Below are 17,072 nucleotides of genomic sequence, written 5' to 3' on the forward strand. Positions count from 1 at the left end.
ACGGGCAGGAAAGCTTGCTCAGGAACGGTAGTCGGCGTTGATCGACACGTAGTCGTGCGACAGGTCGCAGGTCCACACCGTGGCTTCGGCATTGCCGCGGCCCAGCGCGATGCGCACCGTGATCTCGGTTTGCTTCATCACGCGCTGGCCGTCTTCCTCGCGGTATTCAGGATTGCGGCCGCCGTCGCGTGCGACCCAGACATCGTCCAGCCACAGGTTGACGCGGCCGACGTCGAGGTCGTCCACGCCGGCGTAGCCCACCGCGGCCAGGATGCGGCCCAGGTTGGGGTCCGACGCGTAGAACGCGGTCTTGACCAGCGGCGAATGCGCAACCGCGTAGGCGATCTGGCGGCACTCGCCCACGTCCTTGCCGCCTTCGACGCGGATGGTCATCAGCTTGGTCGCGCCTTCGCCGTCGCGCACGATCATCTGCGCCAGCTCTTGCGCCAGGCTCGTCACCACATCGCGCAGCGTTTCAAAGGCCGGGCCTTCGGCACGGTCGACCACGGCACCGGACTTGCCCGAGGCGATCAGCACGAATGAATCGTTGGTCGAGGTATCGCCATCGATGGTGATGCTGTTGAACGAATGATCGGCGGCGTGCGTCACCAGCCCCTGCAGCACCGGCTGCGCCACCGCGGCGTCCATGGCGATAAAGCCCAGCATGGTCGCCATGTTCGGGCGGATCATGCCGGCACCCTTGCTGATGCCCGACAGCGTCACGGTCTTGCCGTCGATCTGCACCGTGCGCGACGCAACCTTGGGCTGCGTGTCGGTGGTCATGATCGCTTCCGCAGCGGCCAGCCAGTTGTCGGCGCTGGCGTTGGCGATGGCGGCGGGCAGTCCCGCCAGCAGGCGGTCCATCGGCAACTGCTCGAGGATCACCCCGGTCGAGAACGGCAACACCTGGCCGGCGTCGATGCCCAGCTGCGCGGCCAGCGCGTCGCAAGTGGCGCGGGCGTTGGCCAGGCCCTGCTCGCCGGTACCGGCGTTGGCATTGCCGGTGTTGACCACCAGCGCGCGGATGCCCTTGCCCGACTGGTTCACGGCGGCAAGGTGCTCCCGGCACACCTGCACCGGCGCGGCGCAGAAGCGGTTGCTGGTGAAGACGCCGGCCACGGTGCTGCCTTCGGCCACGCGCACCACCAGCACGTCCTTGCGGTTGGCCTTGCGGATGCCCGCCTCGGCCCAGCCGAGCTCCACGCCGGCGACGGATTTCAGGTTCTCTGCCTGGGGCAGCGGAAGATTGACGGGCATGTTGGACTCCTCGATGTTCCTGCCAGCGACTGGCTTGTCTCAGACGAACATGCCCGCGAAGGGCGGGCATGTTCGTTTCCTGTTGCGTCACGCCCCGCGCTGCGGGACCGACGTCATACCGGGCACCCGGCGCGGCTCAGTTCAGCTGAGCTTGCCGTGGCACTGCTTGAATTTCTTGCCCGAGCCGCACGGGCACGGATCGTTGCGGCCAACCTTGGGCATGCCCGCCAGCGCCAGTTCGGCGGCGGCCATGGCCGTGCCGGTGCGGTGCGACGGCGCTTCCTCGACCGGCTCGCGGCCTTCTGCGAACTCGTCGTGCTTGTACTGCACGTTCTCCAGGTGCGACAGGCCTTCCTCGATCTGCTCGGAAGCCTGTTCCAGTTCTTCCGGCGACTGGATCTGCACGTTGAAGGTCACGCGGGTGACTTCGCTCTTGATCACGTCCAGCAGGCGCGCGAACAGCTCGAACGACTCGCGCTTGTACTCCTGCTTGGGGTCCTTCTGCGCATAGCCGCGCAGGTGGATGCCCTGGCGCAGGTGGTCCAGCGCGGCCAGGTGTTCGCGCCAGTGCGTGTCGATGCTTTGCAGCATGACCGAGCGCTCGAAACCGGCGAACGACTCGCGGCCAACCATCGCGACCTTGCCGTCGTAGCGCTCGTTCGCCGCCTTCATGATCAGGTCGAGCAGCTCTTCGTCCTCGATGCTCTGCGCGCCTTCGATGGTCTGCGCCAGCGGCACCTCCAGGCCCCAGTCCTCGCGCAGGCGCGCTTCCAGGCCGGCAATGTTCCACTGCTCTTCCATGGTGTCGGCCGGCACGTGGTCGCGGAACAGCTCGATCAGCACGCTTTCGCGCAGGTTGGTGACCATCTCGCCGACGTCATTGGCCTCGAGCACGTCGTTGCGCAGCTTGTAGATTTCCTTGCGCTGGTCGTTGGCGACGTCGTCGTACTGCAGCAGCTGCTTGCGGATGTCGAAGTTGCGGCCTTCCACCTTGCGCTGCGCCGACTCGATCGAACGCGTGACGATGCCGGCCTCGATCGGCTCGCCTTCGGGCATCTTCAGGCGCTCCATGATCGCGCGCACGCGGTCGCCGGCGAAGATGCGCAGCAGCTGGTCGTCCAGCGACAGGTAGAAGCGCGACGAACCCGGGTCGCCCTGGCGGCCGGCGCGGCCGCGCAGCTGGTTGTCGATACGGCGCGATTCATGGCGCTCGGTGCCGACGATATGCAGGCCGCCGGCGGTCTTGACCTGCTCGTGCAGCGACTGCCATTCATCCTCGAGCTGCTGGATGCGCGCGGCCTTGTCGGCGTCGGACAGGTTCGGGTCCGCTTCGATAAAGCCCGACTGCTTCTCCACATTGCCGCCCAGCACGATGTCGGTACCGCGACCGGCCATGTTGGTGGCGATGGTGATCATCTTGGGACGGCCGGCCTGCGCCACGATTTCGGCTTCGCGCGCGTGCTGCTTGGCGTTGAGCACCTGGTGCGGCAGCTGTTCGCGCTCGAGCAGGCCCGACAGGTATTCGGAGGTCTCGATCGAGGTGGTGCCCACCAGCACCGGCTGGCCACGCTCGTGGCAGTCGCGGATATCGCGCACCACGGCGTCGTAGCGTTCCTTGCCGGTCTTGTAGATCTGGTCCTGCTGGTCCTTGCGCTGGGCCGGGCGGTTGGTCGGGATCACCACCACTTCCAGGCCGTAGATCTCCTGGAATTCATAGGCTTCCGTGTCGGCGGTGCCGGTCATGCCGGCCAGCTTCTCGTACATGCGGAAGTAGTTCTGGAAGGTGACGGTGGCCAGGGTCTGGTTTTCCTGCTGGACGCTTACGCCTTCCTTGGCCTCGACCGCCTGGTGCAGGCCGTCCGACCAGCGCCGGCCGGTCATCAGGCGGCCGGTGAATTCGTCGACGATCACGACTTCATCGTTCTGCACCACGTAGTGCTGGTCGCGATGGAACAGGCTGTGCGCGCGCAGTGCGGCGTACAGGTGGTGCATCAGCGTGATGTTCTGCGGCGCGTACAGCGACTCGCCCTCGCCGATCAGGCCCTGTTGGACCAGGATCTCTTCGGCCTTCTCGTGGCCGGCCTCGGTCAGGTAGACCTGGTGGCCCTTCTCGTCGACGTAGTAGTCACCCGGCTTCTCGACGCCGGTGCCATCGGCCTTTTCCTCGCCGATCTGGCGCTCGAGCAGCTTGGGGATGCCGTTCATGCGCTGGTACAGGTCGGTCTGGTTCTCGGCCTGGCCCGAGATGATCAGCGGTGTGCGCGCCTCGTCGATCAGGATCGAGTCCACTTCATCGACGATGGCGTAGTTCAGCGGCCGCTGCACCCGCTGCGACGGGTCGTAGACCATGTTGTCGCGCAGGTAGTCGAAGCCGAACTCGTTGTTGGTGCCGTAGGTGATGTCGGCGCTGTAGGCAGCCTGCTTCTCGTCATGCGCCATCTGCGACAGGTTGACACCCACCGACAGGCCCAGGAAGTTGTACAGCTTGCCCATCCACTCGGCATCGCGCTGCGCCAGGTAGTCGTTGACCGTCACCACGTGCACGCCCTTGCCGGTAATGGCATTCAGGTACACGGCCAGCGTCGCGGTCAGCGTCTTGCCCTCGCCGGTGCGCATTTCGGCGATCTTGTTGTCGTTCAGCACCATGCCGCCGATCAGCTGCACGTCGAAATGACGCATCTTCATGACGCGCTTGCTGGCCTCGCGGCACACGGCGAAAGCCTCGGGCAGCAGCGCTTCGAGCGACTCGCCGCCGGCGTGGCGCTGCCGGAAGGTCTCGGTCATGCCGCGCAGGTCGTCGTCCGAGAGTTGCTCGAACTTCGGCTCCAGCGCATTGATCTGCGCCACCGTGCGGCGGTATTGTTTGATCAGCCGCTCATTGCGGCTGCCGAAGACTTTCTTGAGAAGGCCCGTGATCATCGATTGCTTTCACCTGCGCGGGACCGGGTTGACGCCCCTGGTAAGCGGGCCCCCCGGCGGCCGGGCGAGGAATGGATAGATTGGCGCGAAACGCCGAGTTTATCATGTGCCGGGGTCACGGCCGGAACACGCGCCGGGCCTTGCCGCGCAAGGCTGCGAATGCCAAACCCCGGCCAACGCGGGCCAACCCCGGCCCTCTGCCTGGAGCAGTTTGGGACGGTGCGGCAGCTTCAATCCACACCCGCTCCGGGCAGCTCCGCCACCCCTTGCTAGAATGCAGCCATGCGCCGCTTTACCCACCACGCCCTGCAGACTGCCGCCGCCAAGCCGCTCAATGACTGGCTGGCCAAGTCCGGCCCGGTTTCCGGGCTGATGCAGACCGCGCGCCAGCTGTCCGTGCTGGAGGCCGAAGTGCTGTCGCTGCTGCCCCCGGGCATGCGCGCCGGCATTGCCGTGGCCGGGGTCAAGCGCGACACCGTCGACGCGAACGGCCAGGTGCTGCTGTTGCTGGCGGCACACGGCGCAGCCGCGGCGCGGGTGCGGCAGGTGGTGCCGACGCTGCTGGGACGGCTCCAGCAGCGCGGCTCCCAGATCACCGCGATCCGGGTGCGGGTGCAGCCCGAGGTGCAGCGCCACTCGGACTGGGACACCGGTCCGGTCGAGCGCAAGCGCACCAGCGGACAGATGACGCCGACCGGCCTTGCCAGCCTGGACCAGCTCGCGCGCACGCTGCCCGATTCGCCGCTGCGCGACGCGCTCAAGACGCTGCTCTCGCATCACCGCTGAGCGGCCGACAGCGATTTCCGGACATACAAGAAAGCCGACCCTCGGGTCGGCTTTTCGTTGCACGCCGGGCAACTGGCGCGGCTCAGGCAAAGGCCGGCTGCGCCTGCGGCAGGAAGGCGGCGGGCGCTTCCTCGACGCGGTCGAAGGTGACCAGTTCATAGGCTTCCTGGTCCGCCAGCAGCGCGCGCAGCAACTGGTTGTTCAGGCCGTGCCCCGACTTGTGGGCGACATAGGAACCGATCAGCGGGTGGCCGACCACATACAGGTCGCCGATGGCATCGAGGATCTTGTGGCGCACGAATTCGTCGCCATAGCGCAGCTCCTCGTTGTTCAGCATGCGGTGCTCGTCCAGCACGATGGCGTTGTCCAGGCTGCCGCCGCGCGCCAGGCCCATCTCGCGCAGCGCCTCCACCTCATGGGCAAAGCCGAAGGTGCGGGCCCGGGCGATCTCGCGCACGTAGCTGGTGTCGCCAAAGTCGATCGAGAAGGTCTGGCCGGTCTTGTCGACCGCCGGATGACGGAAGTCGATGGTGAACGCCAGCTTGAAGCCGAAGAACGGCTCCAGCCGCGCGAACTTGTCGCCCTCGCGCACTTCCACCGGCTTCTTGACGCGGATGAAGGTCTTCAGCGCGTTCTGTTCTTCAATGCCGGCCGACTGCAGCAGGAACACGAAGGACGCGGCGCTGCCGTCCATGATCGGGATTTCCTCGGCATCGACGTCGACATAGAGATTGTCGATGCCCAGGCCGGCGCACGCCGACATCAGGTGCTCGACGGTCGAAACGCGCGCGCCATCCTTCTGCAGCACCGACGCCAGGCGCGTGTCGCCGATGGCCGACGCGGCCACGGGAATCTCGACGGCCTCGGGCAGGTCGACGCGGGTAAAGACGATGCCGGTGTCGGCGGCGGCGGGACGCAGGGTCAGCGTGACCTTGCGGCCGGAGTGCAGGCCGATGCCAACCGTCTTCACCAGGGATTTGATCGTGCGCTGTTTGAGCATGACAGCCTCAACTATTATAAAAATCTATCGTGGTGCTTTTTCTGATTAAGCGATTTTACCACCACCTCGAAGGTGGTGCAGCCGGGTTTTGTTTCCGGCTGTTAACACCGCATTAAGATGTTGCGAATAATCCACGTTAACCCGAATGACTGTGTCAGCCGCGCAACGCAGCCAGCACGGCCTCGGCGCCGCTGACGCGGAATTCGCCGGGCGCCTCCACATCGAGCCGGGTCACGACACCATCGTCGATCACCATGGCATAGCGCTTGGAGCGCACGCCCATGCCGCGTGCGCCCAGGTCCTGGTCCAGGCCCAGCGCACGCGTCCATTCGGCGCTGCCGTCAGCCATCATGCGCACCGTCCCGGCGACCTGCTGTTCGCGGCCCCACGCGCCCATGACGAAGGCGTCGTTGACCGACACACACCACACTTCATCGACGCCGGCGGCGCGCAGGTCAGCGGCATGCGTAACGAAGCCCGGCACATGCTTGGCCGAGCAGGTCGGCGTGAACGCGCCGGGCAGACCGAACACCACGATCTTGCGCCCGCGCGCCAGGTCGGCGACGCGGAAGGCGTTGGGGCCGAGCGAGCAGCCCTCGCTTTCGGTTTCGATGAATTCCTGCAGGGTGGCGTCCGGGACGCGGGAACCGACGGTAATCATGGGGCGAAGTCTGTGGGTTGTCTGAAGGATAGGACGGATGGCGGCCGGCTGCGCGCAGCGGCACGGCGGCGTGCCCGCTCAACGATCCGGACAGCGTTCCGGACAATGTTCCGTACCGCGGGCAACCTCAAGATCATAGGCGCCGCGCCGGCAATGCAAAAGCCGGATCACATCCGGTCGCATTCGATACACCTTGCTACAAAAACGTCCGCGCGACGCACCTTGTGGGTGCGCCGCGCGGACGGCGAGACATCCCGACCGGGAAGGCGGGAAACCAGTCCGGGGAGGCGGCCAGCGGCACGCCCTGCCCGGCGACGGGATGCGGGTTGTGGCGGACGATGCGCCGTTGCGGCAGGCGGCGCGGCGCCGCCGGCTGCCTGCCGGTTCACGTCAGTCCATGCAAGGCACGCGCGGATAGGGAGCGCGCGTGCATCGCGACAAGGCGACGCGATCCGTCAGGCGGCCGGTGGAGACACCGATGCCGCGCCGTCCGGCGCTCAGTCTGCCTGCTTGCGCAGGAAGGCCGGAATATCGTACGTGTCCACACCCTTCTCTTGCAGCGCCGCCACGTGGGCCGACGCCGATTCGCGCGAGCTGCGCCACACCGCCGGCGTGTCCAGGTTGCTGTAGTCCGGCGAGCTGTGCTGCGCGGCGGTGGCTGCCATGTTGGCCATCATCTGCACCGGCATGTTGTCCGTGCCAGTCTTCAGCAGCGTCATCGGCTGCTGCTTCTTGGCCGAGCGGCCCAGGCCGGTCGCGACCACGGTCACGCGCAGCGCATCGCTCATCGAATCGTCGTACACCGTACCGAAGATCACGGTCGCATCTTCCGCGGCGTAGCTGCGGATGGTGTTCATGACTTCCTTGGTTTCCGACAGCTTCAGCGAACGGCTGGCGGTGATGTTGACCAGCACGCCGCGCGCGCCGGACAGGTCCACGCCTTCCAGCAGCGGGCTGGCAACGGCCTGCTCGGCCGCCAGGCGGGCGCGGTCCACGCCCGACACGGTGGCCGTCCCCATCATGGCCTTGCCCTGCTCGCCCATCACCGTCTTCACGTCTTCGAAGTCGACGTTCACCAGGCCGTCAACGTTGATGATCTCGGCAATGCCTGCCACCGCGTTGTGCAGCACGTCGTCGGCGCACTGGAAGCATGCGTCCATCTCGGCGTCGTCGCCCATCACTTCGAACAGCTTCTCGTTGAGCACCACGATCAGCGAGTCGACGCTCGACTCCAGCTCGCTGGAGCCATGCTCGGCCACCTTGGCGCGGCGCGCGCCTTCGAACTCGAACGGCTTGCTGACCACGCCCACGGTCAGGATGCCCATTTCCTTGGCAACCTGCGCCACGATCGGCGCGGCACCGGTACCGGTACCGCCGCCCATGCCGGCAGTGATGAAGACCATGTGCGCGCCGCGCAGGGCGTCGGCGATCTGCTCGCGGGCCTGATCGGCGCAACCGCGGCCGACTTCCGGCTTGGCGCCGGCGCCCAGGCCCGTATTGCCGAGTTGCAGCACGCGCGAAGCGCTGGAACGCTTGAGCGCCTGGGCGTCGGTGTTCATGCAGATGAATTCGACGCCTTGCACGCCGCGGCTGATCATGTGCTGCACGGCATTGCCGCCCGCGCCGCCCACGCCGACCACCTTGATGATGGTGCCGTCCATCACTTCCGTTTCGATCATGTCAAAGTCCATCACTGCCTCCGAGAAGAATCAGTCCCCAGACGATGCAGCCTCCCCGCCGCAACCCCTGGTTTCTGAACAAAAAAACCATTAAAAGAAAGAACCAAGAAAACCTTTGCTCAACGCGCCATCGCCCGTCCGGTAGACAAGACCATGCGCGCGCCGTTGCATCTTCAGCCCGGCAATTTCCGCATCGATCAGAAATTGCCGACGAACCATTCCTTCATGCGGGTCCAGACCTGCTTGACCGACCCGCTCTGCACGGCCACCTTGCGTCCGCGCATCCGTTGCACGCGGCCTTCCAGCAGCAGGCCCATCACCGTCGCGTAGCGCGGGCTCTTCACCACCTCGTGCAGGTTGCCGCGGTACTCCGGCACGCCCACTCGCACGGGCTTGAGGAAGATGTCCTCGCCCAGCTCGACCATGCCCGGCATCATCGCGGTACCACCCGTGATGACCACGCCGGAAGACAACAGTTCTTCATAGCCCGACTCGCGTACCACCTGGTGCACCAGCGAGTACAGCTCTTCGATGCGCGGCTCGATCACCGCGGCCAGTGCCTGGCGGCTGAGCGTGCGCGTGCCGCGGTCACCCACGCCCGGCACTTCGATCATGTCTTCCGGATCTGCGATCGCCTGCTTGGCGATGCCGTACTGGATCTTGATGTCCTCGGCGTCCGGCGTCGGCGTGCGCAGCGCCATGGCGATGTCGTTGGTGATCTGGTCGCCGGCGATGGGGATCACGGCCGTATGGCGGATCGCGCCTTCGCTGAAGATGGCGATGTCGGTGGTGCCGCCGCCGATATCGACCAGCACCACGCCCAGTTCCTTCTCGTCCTCGGTCAGCACCGCCAGGCTCGACGCCAGCGGCTGCAGGATCAGGTCGTGCACTTCCAGGCCGCAGCGGCGCACGCACTTGACGATGTTCTGAGCGGCGCTGACGGCGCCGGTGACGATATGCACCTTCACTTCCAGCCGGATGCCGCTCATGCCGATGGGCTCGCGCACGTCTTCCTGGCCGTCGATGATGAATTCCTGCGTCAGGATGTGCAGGATCTGCTGGTCGGTCGGGATATTGACCGCCTTGGCGGTCTCGATCACGCGCGCCACGTCGGTCTGCGTGACCTCCTTGTCCTTGATCGCCACCATGCCGCTGGAGTTGAAGCTGCGGATATGGCTGCCGGCAATGCCGGTAAAGACCTCCGAGATCTTGCAGTCGGCCATCAGTTCAGCCTCTTCCAGTGCTTTCTGGATCGACTGCACGGTGGCTTCGATGTTGACCACGACCCCTTTCTTCAGACCCTTGGACTCCGACTGGCCCATCCCGATCACCTCGTAGCTGCCGTCGGGGCGCAGTTCTGCGACCACCGCCGCCACCTTCGAGGTGCCGATATCGAGACCGACCAACAGGTCCTTGTATTCCTTGCTCATCGGGTTTTCTCCGCGTTCTTGCTCTTCAGTCGCGTCGGATTGTTGTTGGAAGTACCGGAAACCGCTGCCGCTGCCTGCGTAGCCCGGGCCGCCTTCGCCGCTCGCTCCGCCTTCTCGGCCCGCACCGCCGCGGCAATCTGCGCCTCGGTCAGGAAGCGCGCATTGGCGGCGCGAATGGCGAAACCATTGGGATAACGCAGGTCGGCATAGTCGATCTGCTTGCCCCACTGCTCGGTGACCTGCGGCCACGCAGCGACAAAACGCCTGACCCGCTGGTCCATCGCGGCGCGGTCTTCATCGTTCTGCTCGCGGCCAAGCTCGACCACCATGCCGTTGGACAGCTTGGCGCGCCAGGCATAGCGGCCAGACAACGTCACCGCCAGCGGCTCGGTCTTCAGCGGCTTGAACCACTGGCGCATGACCTCGAGCTTCTCGATCACGTCGCCCTCGCTGTCCGGCGGACCGTCCAGCGCCAGCAGCTGCGCGTCTTCTTCCGCCTCGGCGGTGTTGGCCACGAAGATCTCGCCGTAGGTATTGAGCATGCGCCCGCTCTCCGGCGAGCCCCAGGTACCCAGCGCCTCATGCTCCTCGACCTCCACGGCGAGGCCGTTGGGCCATTCGCGCCGCACGCTGGCGCGACGCACCCAGGGCACCGACTCGAACGCCTGCCGTGCCGCGTTCAGGTCGAGCGTGAAGAAGTTGCCCGACAGCTTGCCCAGCGCGCTGGCACGCACGCTCGGGGCGTTCACATGGCGCAGTGCGCCGCCGTCCATCGGCGCGATCTCCACGTGGGTGATGGCAAACACCGGCCGCTGCGCCAGCCACAGCAGGCCGGCCGCGAGCGCCATCAGCGCCACCACGGCATACAGCGTGGTGGCGATCAGGTTGAGCAGGCGTGCGTTATGCCACATGGTCCAGGCGGGTTCTCGGTTATTCAGGCTTCCAGTGCTCGCTCGGGTGCAGGTCCAGCGTCGCGGCGGCCACCACCTGCAGCACGAAGTCCTCGTAGCTGATGCCGACCGCGCGCGCCGCCATCGGCACCAGCGAGTGGCCGGTCATGCCGGGCGAGGTATTCATCTCGAGCAGGAAAGGCTTGCCGTCGGCGCGCAGCATCACGTCGGCGCGCGCCCAGCCGCGGCAGCCCAGCACGCGGTAGGACTGCACCGCCAGCGCCTGGACTTCCTTCTCGACTTCGGGGTCCAGCCCTGACGGACACAAGTATTGGGTATCGTCAGTAAAGTACTTATTTTGATAGTCGTAGTTGGATTCGGGCGCGACGATGCGGATCACCGGCAGCGCTTCGGCGGTGTCGCCCTCGCCCACGATCGGGCAGGTCAGCTCGGCGCCGTCGATGAAGGTTTCGGCGATGACGTCGTTGTCCAGCGCCTCGGCCTTCTCGAAGGCCTCGCGCATCTGCTCGGCCGCGGTCACCTTGGTCAGGCCGATCGACGAGCCTTCGCGCGCCGGCTTGACGATCAGCGGCAGGCCCAGGTCGGCGACCACGGCATCGAAATCCGTATCGGCATGCAGCATGGCGAAACGCGGCGTGGGCAGGTCATGCGTGGTCCACAGGCGCTTGGTGGCCTGCTTGTCCATCGCCAGCGCCGAGGCCAGCACGCCGCTGCCGGTGTAGGGCACGCCCAGCTGTTCCAGCAGGCCCTGGATGGTGCCGTCTTCGCCGTAGCGGCCGTGCAGCGCGATAAAGACTCGGTCGAATTTGGCCGCGGCCAGCTCGGCCACGCCTTGCAGGCCGGGATCGAAGCCATGCGCGTCGACGCCGCGCGACTGCAGCGCGGCCAGCACGCCGCTGCCCGACATCAGCGAGACCTCGCGCTCGGCGGAGCGGCCGCCAAACAGCACGCCGACCTTGCCCAGCGACCTGGGATCGATATTGGGATGGGCGACGAAGCTCATTGCTGGCCTCCCGACTGTTGCGTCTGCTGGTGCGACACCAGTTGCCCCGGCACGCCGCCGATCGAGCCGGCGCCCATCGTCACGACCACATCGCCGGGCCGGACAGCATTGAGGATGGCCTGCGGCATCTCTTCCATCTGCTCCACGAAAACAGGTTCTACCTTGCCGGCCACGCGCAACGCGCGGGTCAGCGCACGGCCATCGGCGGCCACGATCGGGGTCTCGCCGGCGGCATAGACCTCGGACAGCAGCAGGGCATCGACGGTGCCCAGCACTTTGACGAAGTCTTCGAAGCAATCCCGCGTACGGGTGAACCGGTGCGGCTGGAATGCCAGCACCAGTCGGCGGCCGGGGAACGCGCCGCGGGCGGCGGCGAGCGTGGCGGCCATTTCCACCGGGTGGTGGCCATAGTCATCCACCAGCGTGAAGGTGCCGGCACCGTCGGTGGTGGCCACTTCGCCGTAGCGCTGGAAGCGGCGGCCCACGCCGTGGAACTCGCGCAGCGCCTTGACGATGGCCGCGTCCGGCACTTCCAGCTCGGTCGCGATGGCGATTGCCGCCAGCGCGTTCTGCACGTTGTGCATGCCGGGCAGGTTCAGCACGATGTCCAGCGGCGGCTCGGTATGGCCGTTGAGCTGGCGCAGCACGGTGAAGTGCATCTGGCCATCGACCGCGCGCGCGTCCACGGCGCGGATCTGCGCGTCGTCGGCAAACCCGTAGCGCACCACCGGCTTGGACACGAACGGCAGGATCTCGCGCACGTTGGGATCGTCCACGCACAGCACGGCGATGCCGTAGAAGGGCAGGCGCTGCGTGAATTCGATGAACGCCTGCTTGAGCCGGGCAAAGTCGTGCCCGTAGGTGTCCATGTGGTCGGCATCGATATTGGTGATGACCTCGATGACCGGGAACAGGTTCAGGAACGACGCGTCGGACTCATCGGCCTCGGCCACGATGAAGTCGCCGGTGCCCAGGCGCGCGTTGGCGCCGGCAGAGTTGAGCCGACCGCCGATGACGAAGGTCGGGTCCAGCCCGCCTTCGGCCAGCACCGATGCCACCAGGCTGGTGGTGGTGGTCTTGCCATGCGTGCCGGCGATGGCGACGCCCTGCTTCAGGCGCATCAGCTCGGCCAGCATCACCGCGCGCGGCACCACCGGGATGCGCTTGCTGCGGGCGGCCAGCACCTCGGGGTTGTCGCCGCTGACCGCGGTCGACACCACCACGGCGTTGGCGCCGGTTACGTTGGCCGCGTCATGCCCGTGCATGACCGTGGCACCCAGCGAGGCCAGGCGCCGCGTGGCGGCATTGCTGCCCACGTCCGACCCCGAGACCTTGTATCCCAGGTTCAGCAGGACCTCGGCGATGCCGCTCATACCGGCCCCGCCGATGCCCACGAAGTGGATGTTCTTGACGATATGCTTCATTGGATTGCTGCTTCGCTCACTTCAGTCCCTGGCCAGCTGGCTGCACACCTCGGCGACGCGCCGGGTTGCCTCAGGCTTGGCCAGTCCGCGCGCCAGGCGCGCCATGTCTTTCAGCTGCGGCCGGGTCAGGCTGGCGATGGTCTGCGCCAGGCCCTCGGCCGTCAGGTCTTGTTGCTGCACCAGCAGGGCCGCGCCCTGGCTGGACAAAAACTTTGCATTGGTGGTCTGGTGATCGTCCACGGCATGCGGGAACGGCACGAACAGCGCCGCCACGCCCGCCGCGGCCACTTCCGACACCGTCATCGCGCCGGCGCGGCAGATCACAAGGTCCGCATCGGCATAGGCACGCGCCATGTCGTCGATGAACGGCAGGGTCTGCGCCGGCACCTGCGCGGCCGCGTAGTTGGCGCGCAGCGTGTCGATCTGCCTGGCGCCCGCCTGGTGCGTCACCATCGGACGCTCGCTGTGCGGCAACAGCGCGATCGCCTTCGGCACCACCTCGTTCAGCGCCGCGGCGCCCAGGCTGCCGCCCACCACCAGGATGTGCAGCGGGCCCGTGCGCTGGTCGTAGCGCGACTCGGGCGCATCCAGGTGCGCCAGTTCCTCGCGCACCGGGTTGCCGGTCCATTCACCGCCGGGCAGCGTGTCCGGGAACGCGCACAGCACGCGGTCGGCCACCTTGGCCAGCACCTTGTTGGCCAGGCCGGCGATCGAGTTCTGCTCGTGCAGCACCAGCGGGCGGCCCAGCAGCGAGGCCATCATGCCGGCCGGGAAAGTGATATACCCGCCCATGCCCAGCACCACGTTCGGCTTTACCCGGCGCAGCGCGCCGATGCTCTGCCAGAACGCGCGCAGCAGGTTCAGCGGCAGCAGGAACTTGGTCACCAGCCCCTTGCCACGCAGCCCGCCGAACTGGATGTATTCCATCGGGATGCCGTGCTTGGGCACCAGCGTGGCTTCCATGCCGGTGCGGTTGCCCAGCCAGACGATGTTCCAGCCCTGCTCGCGCAACGCATGCGCGACCGCCAGCCCGGGGAACACATGTCCCCCGGTGCCGCCGGCCATCACGAGCAAGGTGCGCTGCTGCGTCATACCTTGCCTCCGCGCATCAATACACGGTTTTGGCTTCGGCCGCTGCGCTTAACTTCCTGCAGTCGCAGGAAGTTAGCCTTCGCCGAAATCGAGTGCTGTTGCGTTCCGGTCATACCTTCCCTCCACGCATCAGCACTCGATTTTCATAATCGATACGCAGCAGGATCGCCAACGCCACGCAGTTCATCAGAATCCCCGACCCGCCATAGCTCACCAGCGGCAGCGTCAGCCCCTTGGTCGGCAGCAGGCCGAGGTTCACGCCCATGTTGATAAAGGTCTGCCAGCCGATCCACACGCCGATGCCCTTGGCCACCAGGCCGGCAAAGGTGCGGTCGAGCTGCAGCGCGGTGCGGCCGATATTGAAGGCGCGGCGCACCAGCCAGTAGAACAGCACGATCACCACCAGCACGCCGACAAAACCGAACTCCTCGCCGATCACCGCAAGGATGAAGTCGGTATGCGCCTCGGGCAGGTAGTGCAGCTTCTCGATGCTGCCGCCCAGCCCGACCCCGGTCCACTCGCCGCGGCCGAAGGCGATCAGCGAGTGCGTCAGCTGGTAGGCCTTGCCCAGCGCGTTGCTCTCTTCCCACGGGCTCAGGTAGGCGAAGATCCGCTCGCGCCGCCACGGCGACGCCGTGATCAGCAGCGCGAACGCGCCTATCGCCACGCCGACCAGCCCGGCGAACAGCTTGCCGTTGATGCCGCCCAGGAACAGGATGCCCATCGCCACCGCCGCGATCACCAGGAACGCGCCCATGTCGGGCTCGAGCAGCAGCAGCATGCCGACCACCACCACCGCCACGCCCATCGGCAGGAAGCCCTTGGACACGGTCTGCATCCATTCCTGCTTGCGCACGGTGTAGTTGGCGGCGTACAGCACCACCGCCAGCTTCATCAGCTCGGACGGCTGGAAGTTCATCACGCCCAGCGGGATCCAGCGGCGCGCGCCGTTCACGCCCTTGCCGACGAACGGCACCAGCACGATCACCAGCAGGATCAGCGCGACGATAAAGAGCTTGGGCGCATAGCGGTCCCATACCTTCACCGGCACCTGGAACGCCACCAGCCCGACCGAAAGCCCGATAAGCAGCGCGAACGCATGCCGCATCAGGAAATGGCTTTCGCGGTAGTTTGCGTAGCGCGGCGAATCCGGCAGCGCGATCGAGGCCGAAAAGACCATCACCAGGCCGAGCGCGAGCAGCACGATCGCGACCCACAGCAGGGGCTGGTCGTACTCCATCATGCGCGAGCGCGTGGGCTTGACGCCCGACACCGCGTCACGCAGGCCACCCCAGGCGTTGCCGATGGTGGCGCCGATAAAACCGCTGCGCTTGACCTGTGGGTTGGTCTCAAGCTGGCTCATGGCAGGATCCCCCGGGACAGCGCCAGTTCTTCCACCGCGGCGCGGAATACCTCGGCGCGGTGCACGTAATTGCGGAACATGTCGAGGCTGGCGCAGGCCGGCGACAGCAGCACAACGTCGCCGCGCTCGGCCAGCTCGGTCGCCCTGGTCACCGCCTCTTCCAGCGTGGCGGCATCGGCCAGGGTGGCACCGCTGCCCTGCAGGGCATCGCGCAATTCACCGGCGGCACGGCCGATCAGCACCACGGCGCGCGCGTATTGCGCCACCGGCGCGGCCAGTGGCGAGAAATCCTGGCCCTTGCCTTCGCCGCCGGCGATCAGCACCACGCGCTTGTCCAGCCCGGACAGCGCGGCCACGGTTGCGCCGACATTGGTGCCCTTGCTGTCGTCGAAATACTCGACGTCATCGATGGTGGCGACCCACTCCACGCGGTGCGGCTCGCCGCGATACTCGCGCAGGCCGTGCAGCAAGGCGTTCATCGGCAGGTCGATGGCACGGCACAGTGCCAGCGCCGCCATGGCGTTGGTGGCGTTGTGCATGCCGCGGATATGCAGCGCGTCGGCCGGCATCAGGCGCTTGTGGCGCACCGGCACGGCTTCCTCGGTGCTGTCCTGGCCCGCGGCGGCCTTGCGGCGGCGCGGCTTGCCCTGCCCTTCCGCTTCCGAATCGGGTTCGGCCAGCACCAGCCAGGGCATGCCGCCCTCGCGCAGGATGCCGAAGCTGCCCGGCACTTCCGGCAGGTCGATGCCAAAGGTCACCGGCTTGCGGCCCGTCCGCGCCATGTCCAGCGTGAGCCGGTCATTGCGGTTCAGCACCTGCACGCACTCGCTGCCGGCGGGCCCGAAGATGCGCGCCTTGGACGCGGCGTAGGCTTCCATCGAGCCGTGCCAGTCAAGATGGTCCTGGCTCACGTTGAGCACGGTGGCCGCGTCCGGCGCCAGCGTATGCGTGGTCTCCAGCTGGAAGCTGGAGAGTTCCAGCACCCACACGTCCGGCAGCGTGGCCGAGGCGATGCATGCCGACAGCTTGTCCAGCGCCGACGGGCTGATATTGCCCGCCACCGCCACGGTCTTGCCGGCGCGCTCGACCAGCCGGCCGGTCAATGCCGTGGTGGTGGTCTTGCCATTGGTACCGGTGATCGCGAGCAGCTTCGGCGCGTAGCCGGATGCTGCTTCCAGGTGCCTGAGCGCGCGCACGAACAGCTCGATTTCGCCCCACACCGGAATGCCGCGCGCCTGCGCCGCCGCCAGCAGGGCACCGGTGCCGGCGTCCAGCGGCGACAGGCCAGGGCTGATCGCCACCAGGCCGATATCGTCGAGCAGGCTTTCCGAGAACGGGCCGCCCACGAACTCGGCCGAAGTCAGCTCGGCCTGCAGGAAGACAAGGTTGGCGGGCGCCTCGCGCGTGTCGGCCACGCGCACCGCGCAGCCGTTCAGGCCACACCAGCGCGCCATGGCCAGCCCCGATTCGCCGAGGCCAAGTACCAGCACATGAGGTTTCTGCAGCTCGCCAAACACTTCGATTTCCTGCCTTTGGTTTCCTGTATC

13 protein-coding genes are annotated in these 17,072 nt (G+C 66.7%); 1 reads left to right on the top strand and 12 read right to left on the bottom strand.

Annotation, left to right across the window (positions count from 1 at the left end):
- Positions 1-18: 18 nt before the first annotated feature.
- Both argJ and secA read right to left on the bottom strand, forming a co-directional pair.
- Positions 19-1,257 carry a bifunctional glutamate N-acetyltransferase/amino-acid acetyltransferase ArgJ gene (argJ, locus tag VSR71_RS29285; RefSeq protein ID WP_342917151.1) on the bottom strand — a complete coding sequence of 413 codons (1,239 nt, stop codon included), beginning with the start codon at positions 1,255-1,257 and terminating at the stop codon, positions 19-21.
- Positions 1,258-1,398: 141 nt separating this feature from the next.
- The gene (secA, locus tag VSR71_RS29290; RefSeq protein WP_342917152.1) at positions 1,399-4,176 is read right to left on the bottom strand and encodes a preprotein translocase subunit SecA; all 2,778 of its coding nucleotides are present in this window, start codon (positions 4,174-4,176) and stop codon (positions 1,399-1,401) included.
- Between the two features lie 282 nt (positions 4,177-4,458).
- Here secA and VSR71_RS29295 point away from each other — a divergent pair, with 282 nt between their 5' ends.
- Positions 4,459-4,962: a DciA family protein gene (locus VSR71_RS29295; RefSeq protein ID WP_342917153.1), complete on the top strand. Its 504-nt coding sequence runs from the start codon at positions 4,459-4,461 to the stop codon at positions 4,960-4,962.
- Positions 4,963-5,044: 82 nt separating this feature from the next.
- On the opposite strand, the gene lpxC is transcribed toward VSR71_RS29295, so the two are convergent.
- The 10 genes from lpxC to murD form a co-directional block, all read right to left on the bottom strand.
- Positions 5,045-5,962: a UDP-3-O-acyl-N-acetylglucosamine deacetylase gene (gene lpxC / locus VSR71_RS29300; RefSeq protein ID WP_029048080.1), complete on the bottom strand. Its 918-nt coding sequence runs from the start codon at positions 5,960-5,962 to the stop codon at positions 5,045-5,047.
- 154 nt (positions 5,963-6,116) lie between these two features.
- Entirely contained in the window at positions 6,117-6,623 is a 507-nt protein-coding gene (locus VSR71_RS29305) for a peroxiredoxin (protein WP_342917154.1), read from the bottom strand.
- A gap of 497 nt (positions 6,624-7,120) precedes the next feature.
- Complete coding sequence (gene ftsZ / locus VSR71_RS29310; RefSeq protein ID WP_342917155.1) at positions 7,121-8,314, bottom strand: cell division protein FtsZ; 1,194 nt, start codon at positions 8,312-8,314, stop codon at positions 7,121-7,123.
- Positions 8,315-8,499: 185 nt separating this feature from the next.
- Positions 8,500-9,732, bottom strand: coding sequence for a cell division protein FtsA (gene ftsA / locus VSR71_RS29315; RefSeq protein WP_012353950.1), 1,233 nt, complete (start codon positions 9,730-9,732; stop codon positions 8,500-8,502).
- Complete coding sequence (locus VSR71_RS29320) at positions 9,729-10,643, bottom strand: cell division protein FtsQ/DivIB (protein WP_342917156.1); 915 nt, start codon at positions 10,641-10,643, stop codon at positions 9,729-9,731. The genes ftsA and VSR71_RS29320 overlap by 4 nt, the downstream gene beginning before the upstream one ends.
- 19 nt (positions 10,644-10,662) lie before the next feature.
- Positions 10,663-11,646: a D-alanine--D-alanine ligase gene (locus VSR71_RS29325; RefSeq protein WP_342917157.1), complete on the bottom strand. Its 984-nt coding sequence runs from the start codon at positions 11,644-11,646 to the stop codon at positions 10,663-10,665.
- Positions 11,643-13,070, bottom strand: a complete 1,428-nt coding sequence (murC, locus tag VSR71_RS29330; RefSeq protein ID WP_342917158.1) for a UDP-N-acetylmuramate--L-alanine ligase — start codon at positions 13,068-13,070, stop codon at positions 11,643-11,645. Before murC ends, VSR71_RS29325 begins: the two co-directional genes overlap by 4 nt.
- Positions 13,071-13,091: 21 nt before the next feature.
- Positions 13,092-14,162 (bottom strand): undecaprenyldiphospho-muramoylpentapeptide beta-N-acetylglucosaminyltransferase, encoded by a 1,071-nt coding sequence (gene murG, locus VSR71_RS29335; RefSeq protein ID WP_342917159.1) that lies wholly within the window; start codon positions 14,160-14,162, stop codon positions 13,092-13,094.
- A 109-nt stretch (positions 14,163-14,271) separates the two neighbouring features.
- Positions 14,272-15,525, bottom strand: a complete 1,254-nt coding sequence (gene ftsW / locus VSR71_RS29340) for a putative lipid II flippase FtsW (protein WP_342917160.1) — start codon at positions 15,523-15,525, stop codon at positions 14,272-14,274.
- The gene (gene murD, locus VSR71_RS29345; protein WP_342917161.1) at positions 15,522-17,042 is read right to left on the bottom strand and encodes a UDP-N-acetylmuramoyl-L-alanine--D-glutamate ligase; all 1,521 of its coding nucleotides are present in this window, start codon (positions 17,040-17,042) and stop codon (positions 15,522-15,524) included. Before murD ends, ftsW begins: the two co-directional genes overlap by 4 nt.
- Positions 17,043-17,072: the final 30 nt, after the last annotated feature.

The organism is Cupriavidus oxalaticus (assembly GCF_038900635.1).
Taxonomy (GTDB): domain Bacteria; phylum Pseudomonadota; class Gammaproteobacteria; order Burkholderiales; family Burkholderiaceae; genus Cupriavidus; species Cupriavidus oxalaticus_B.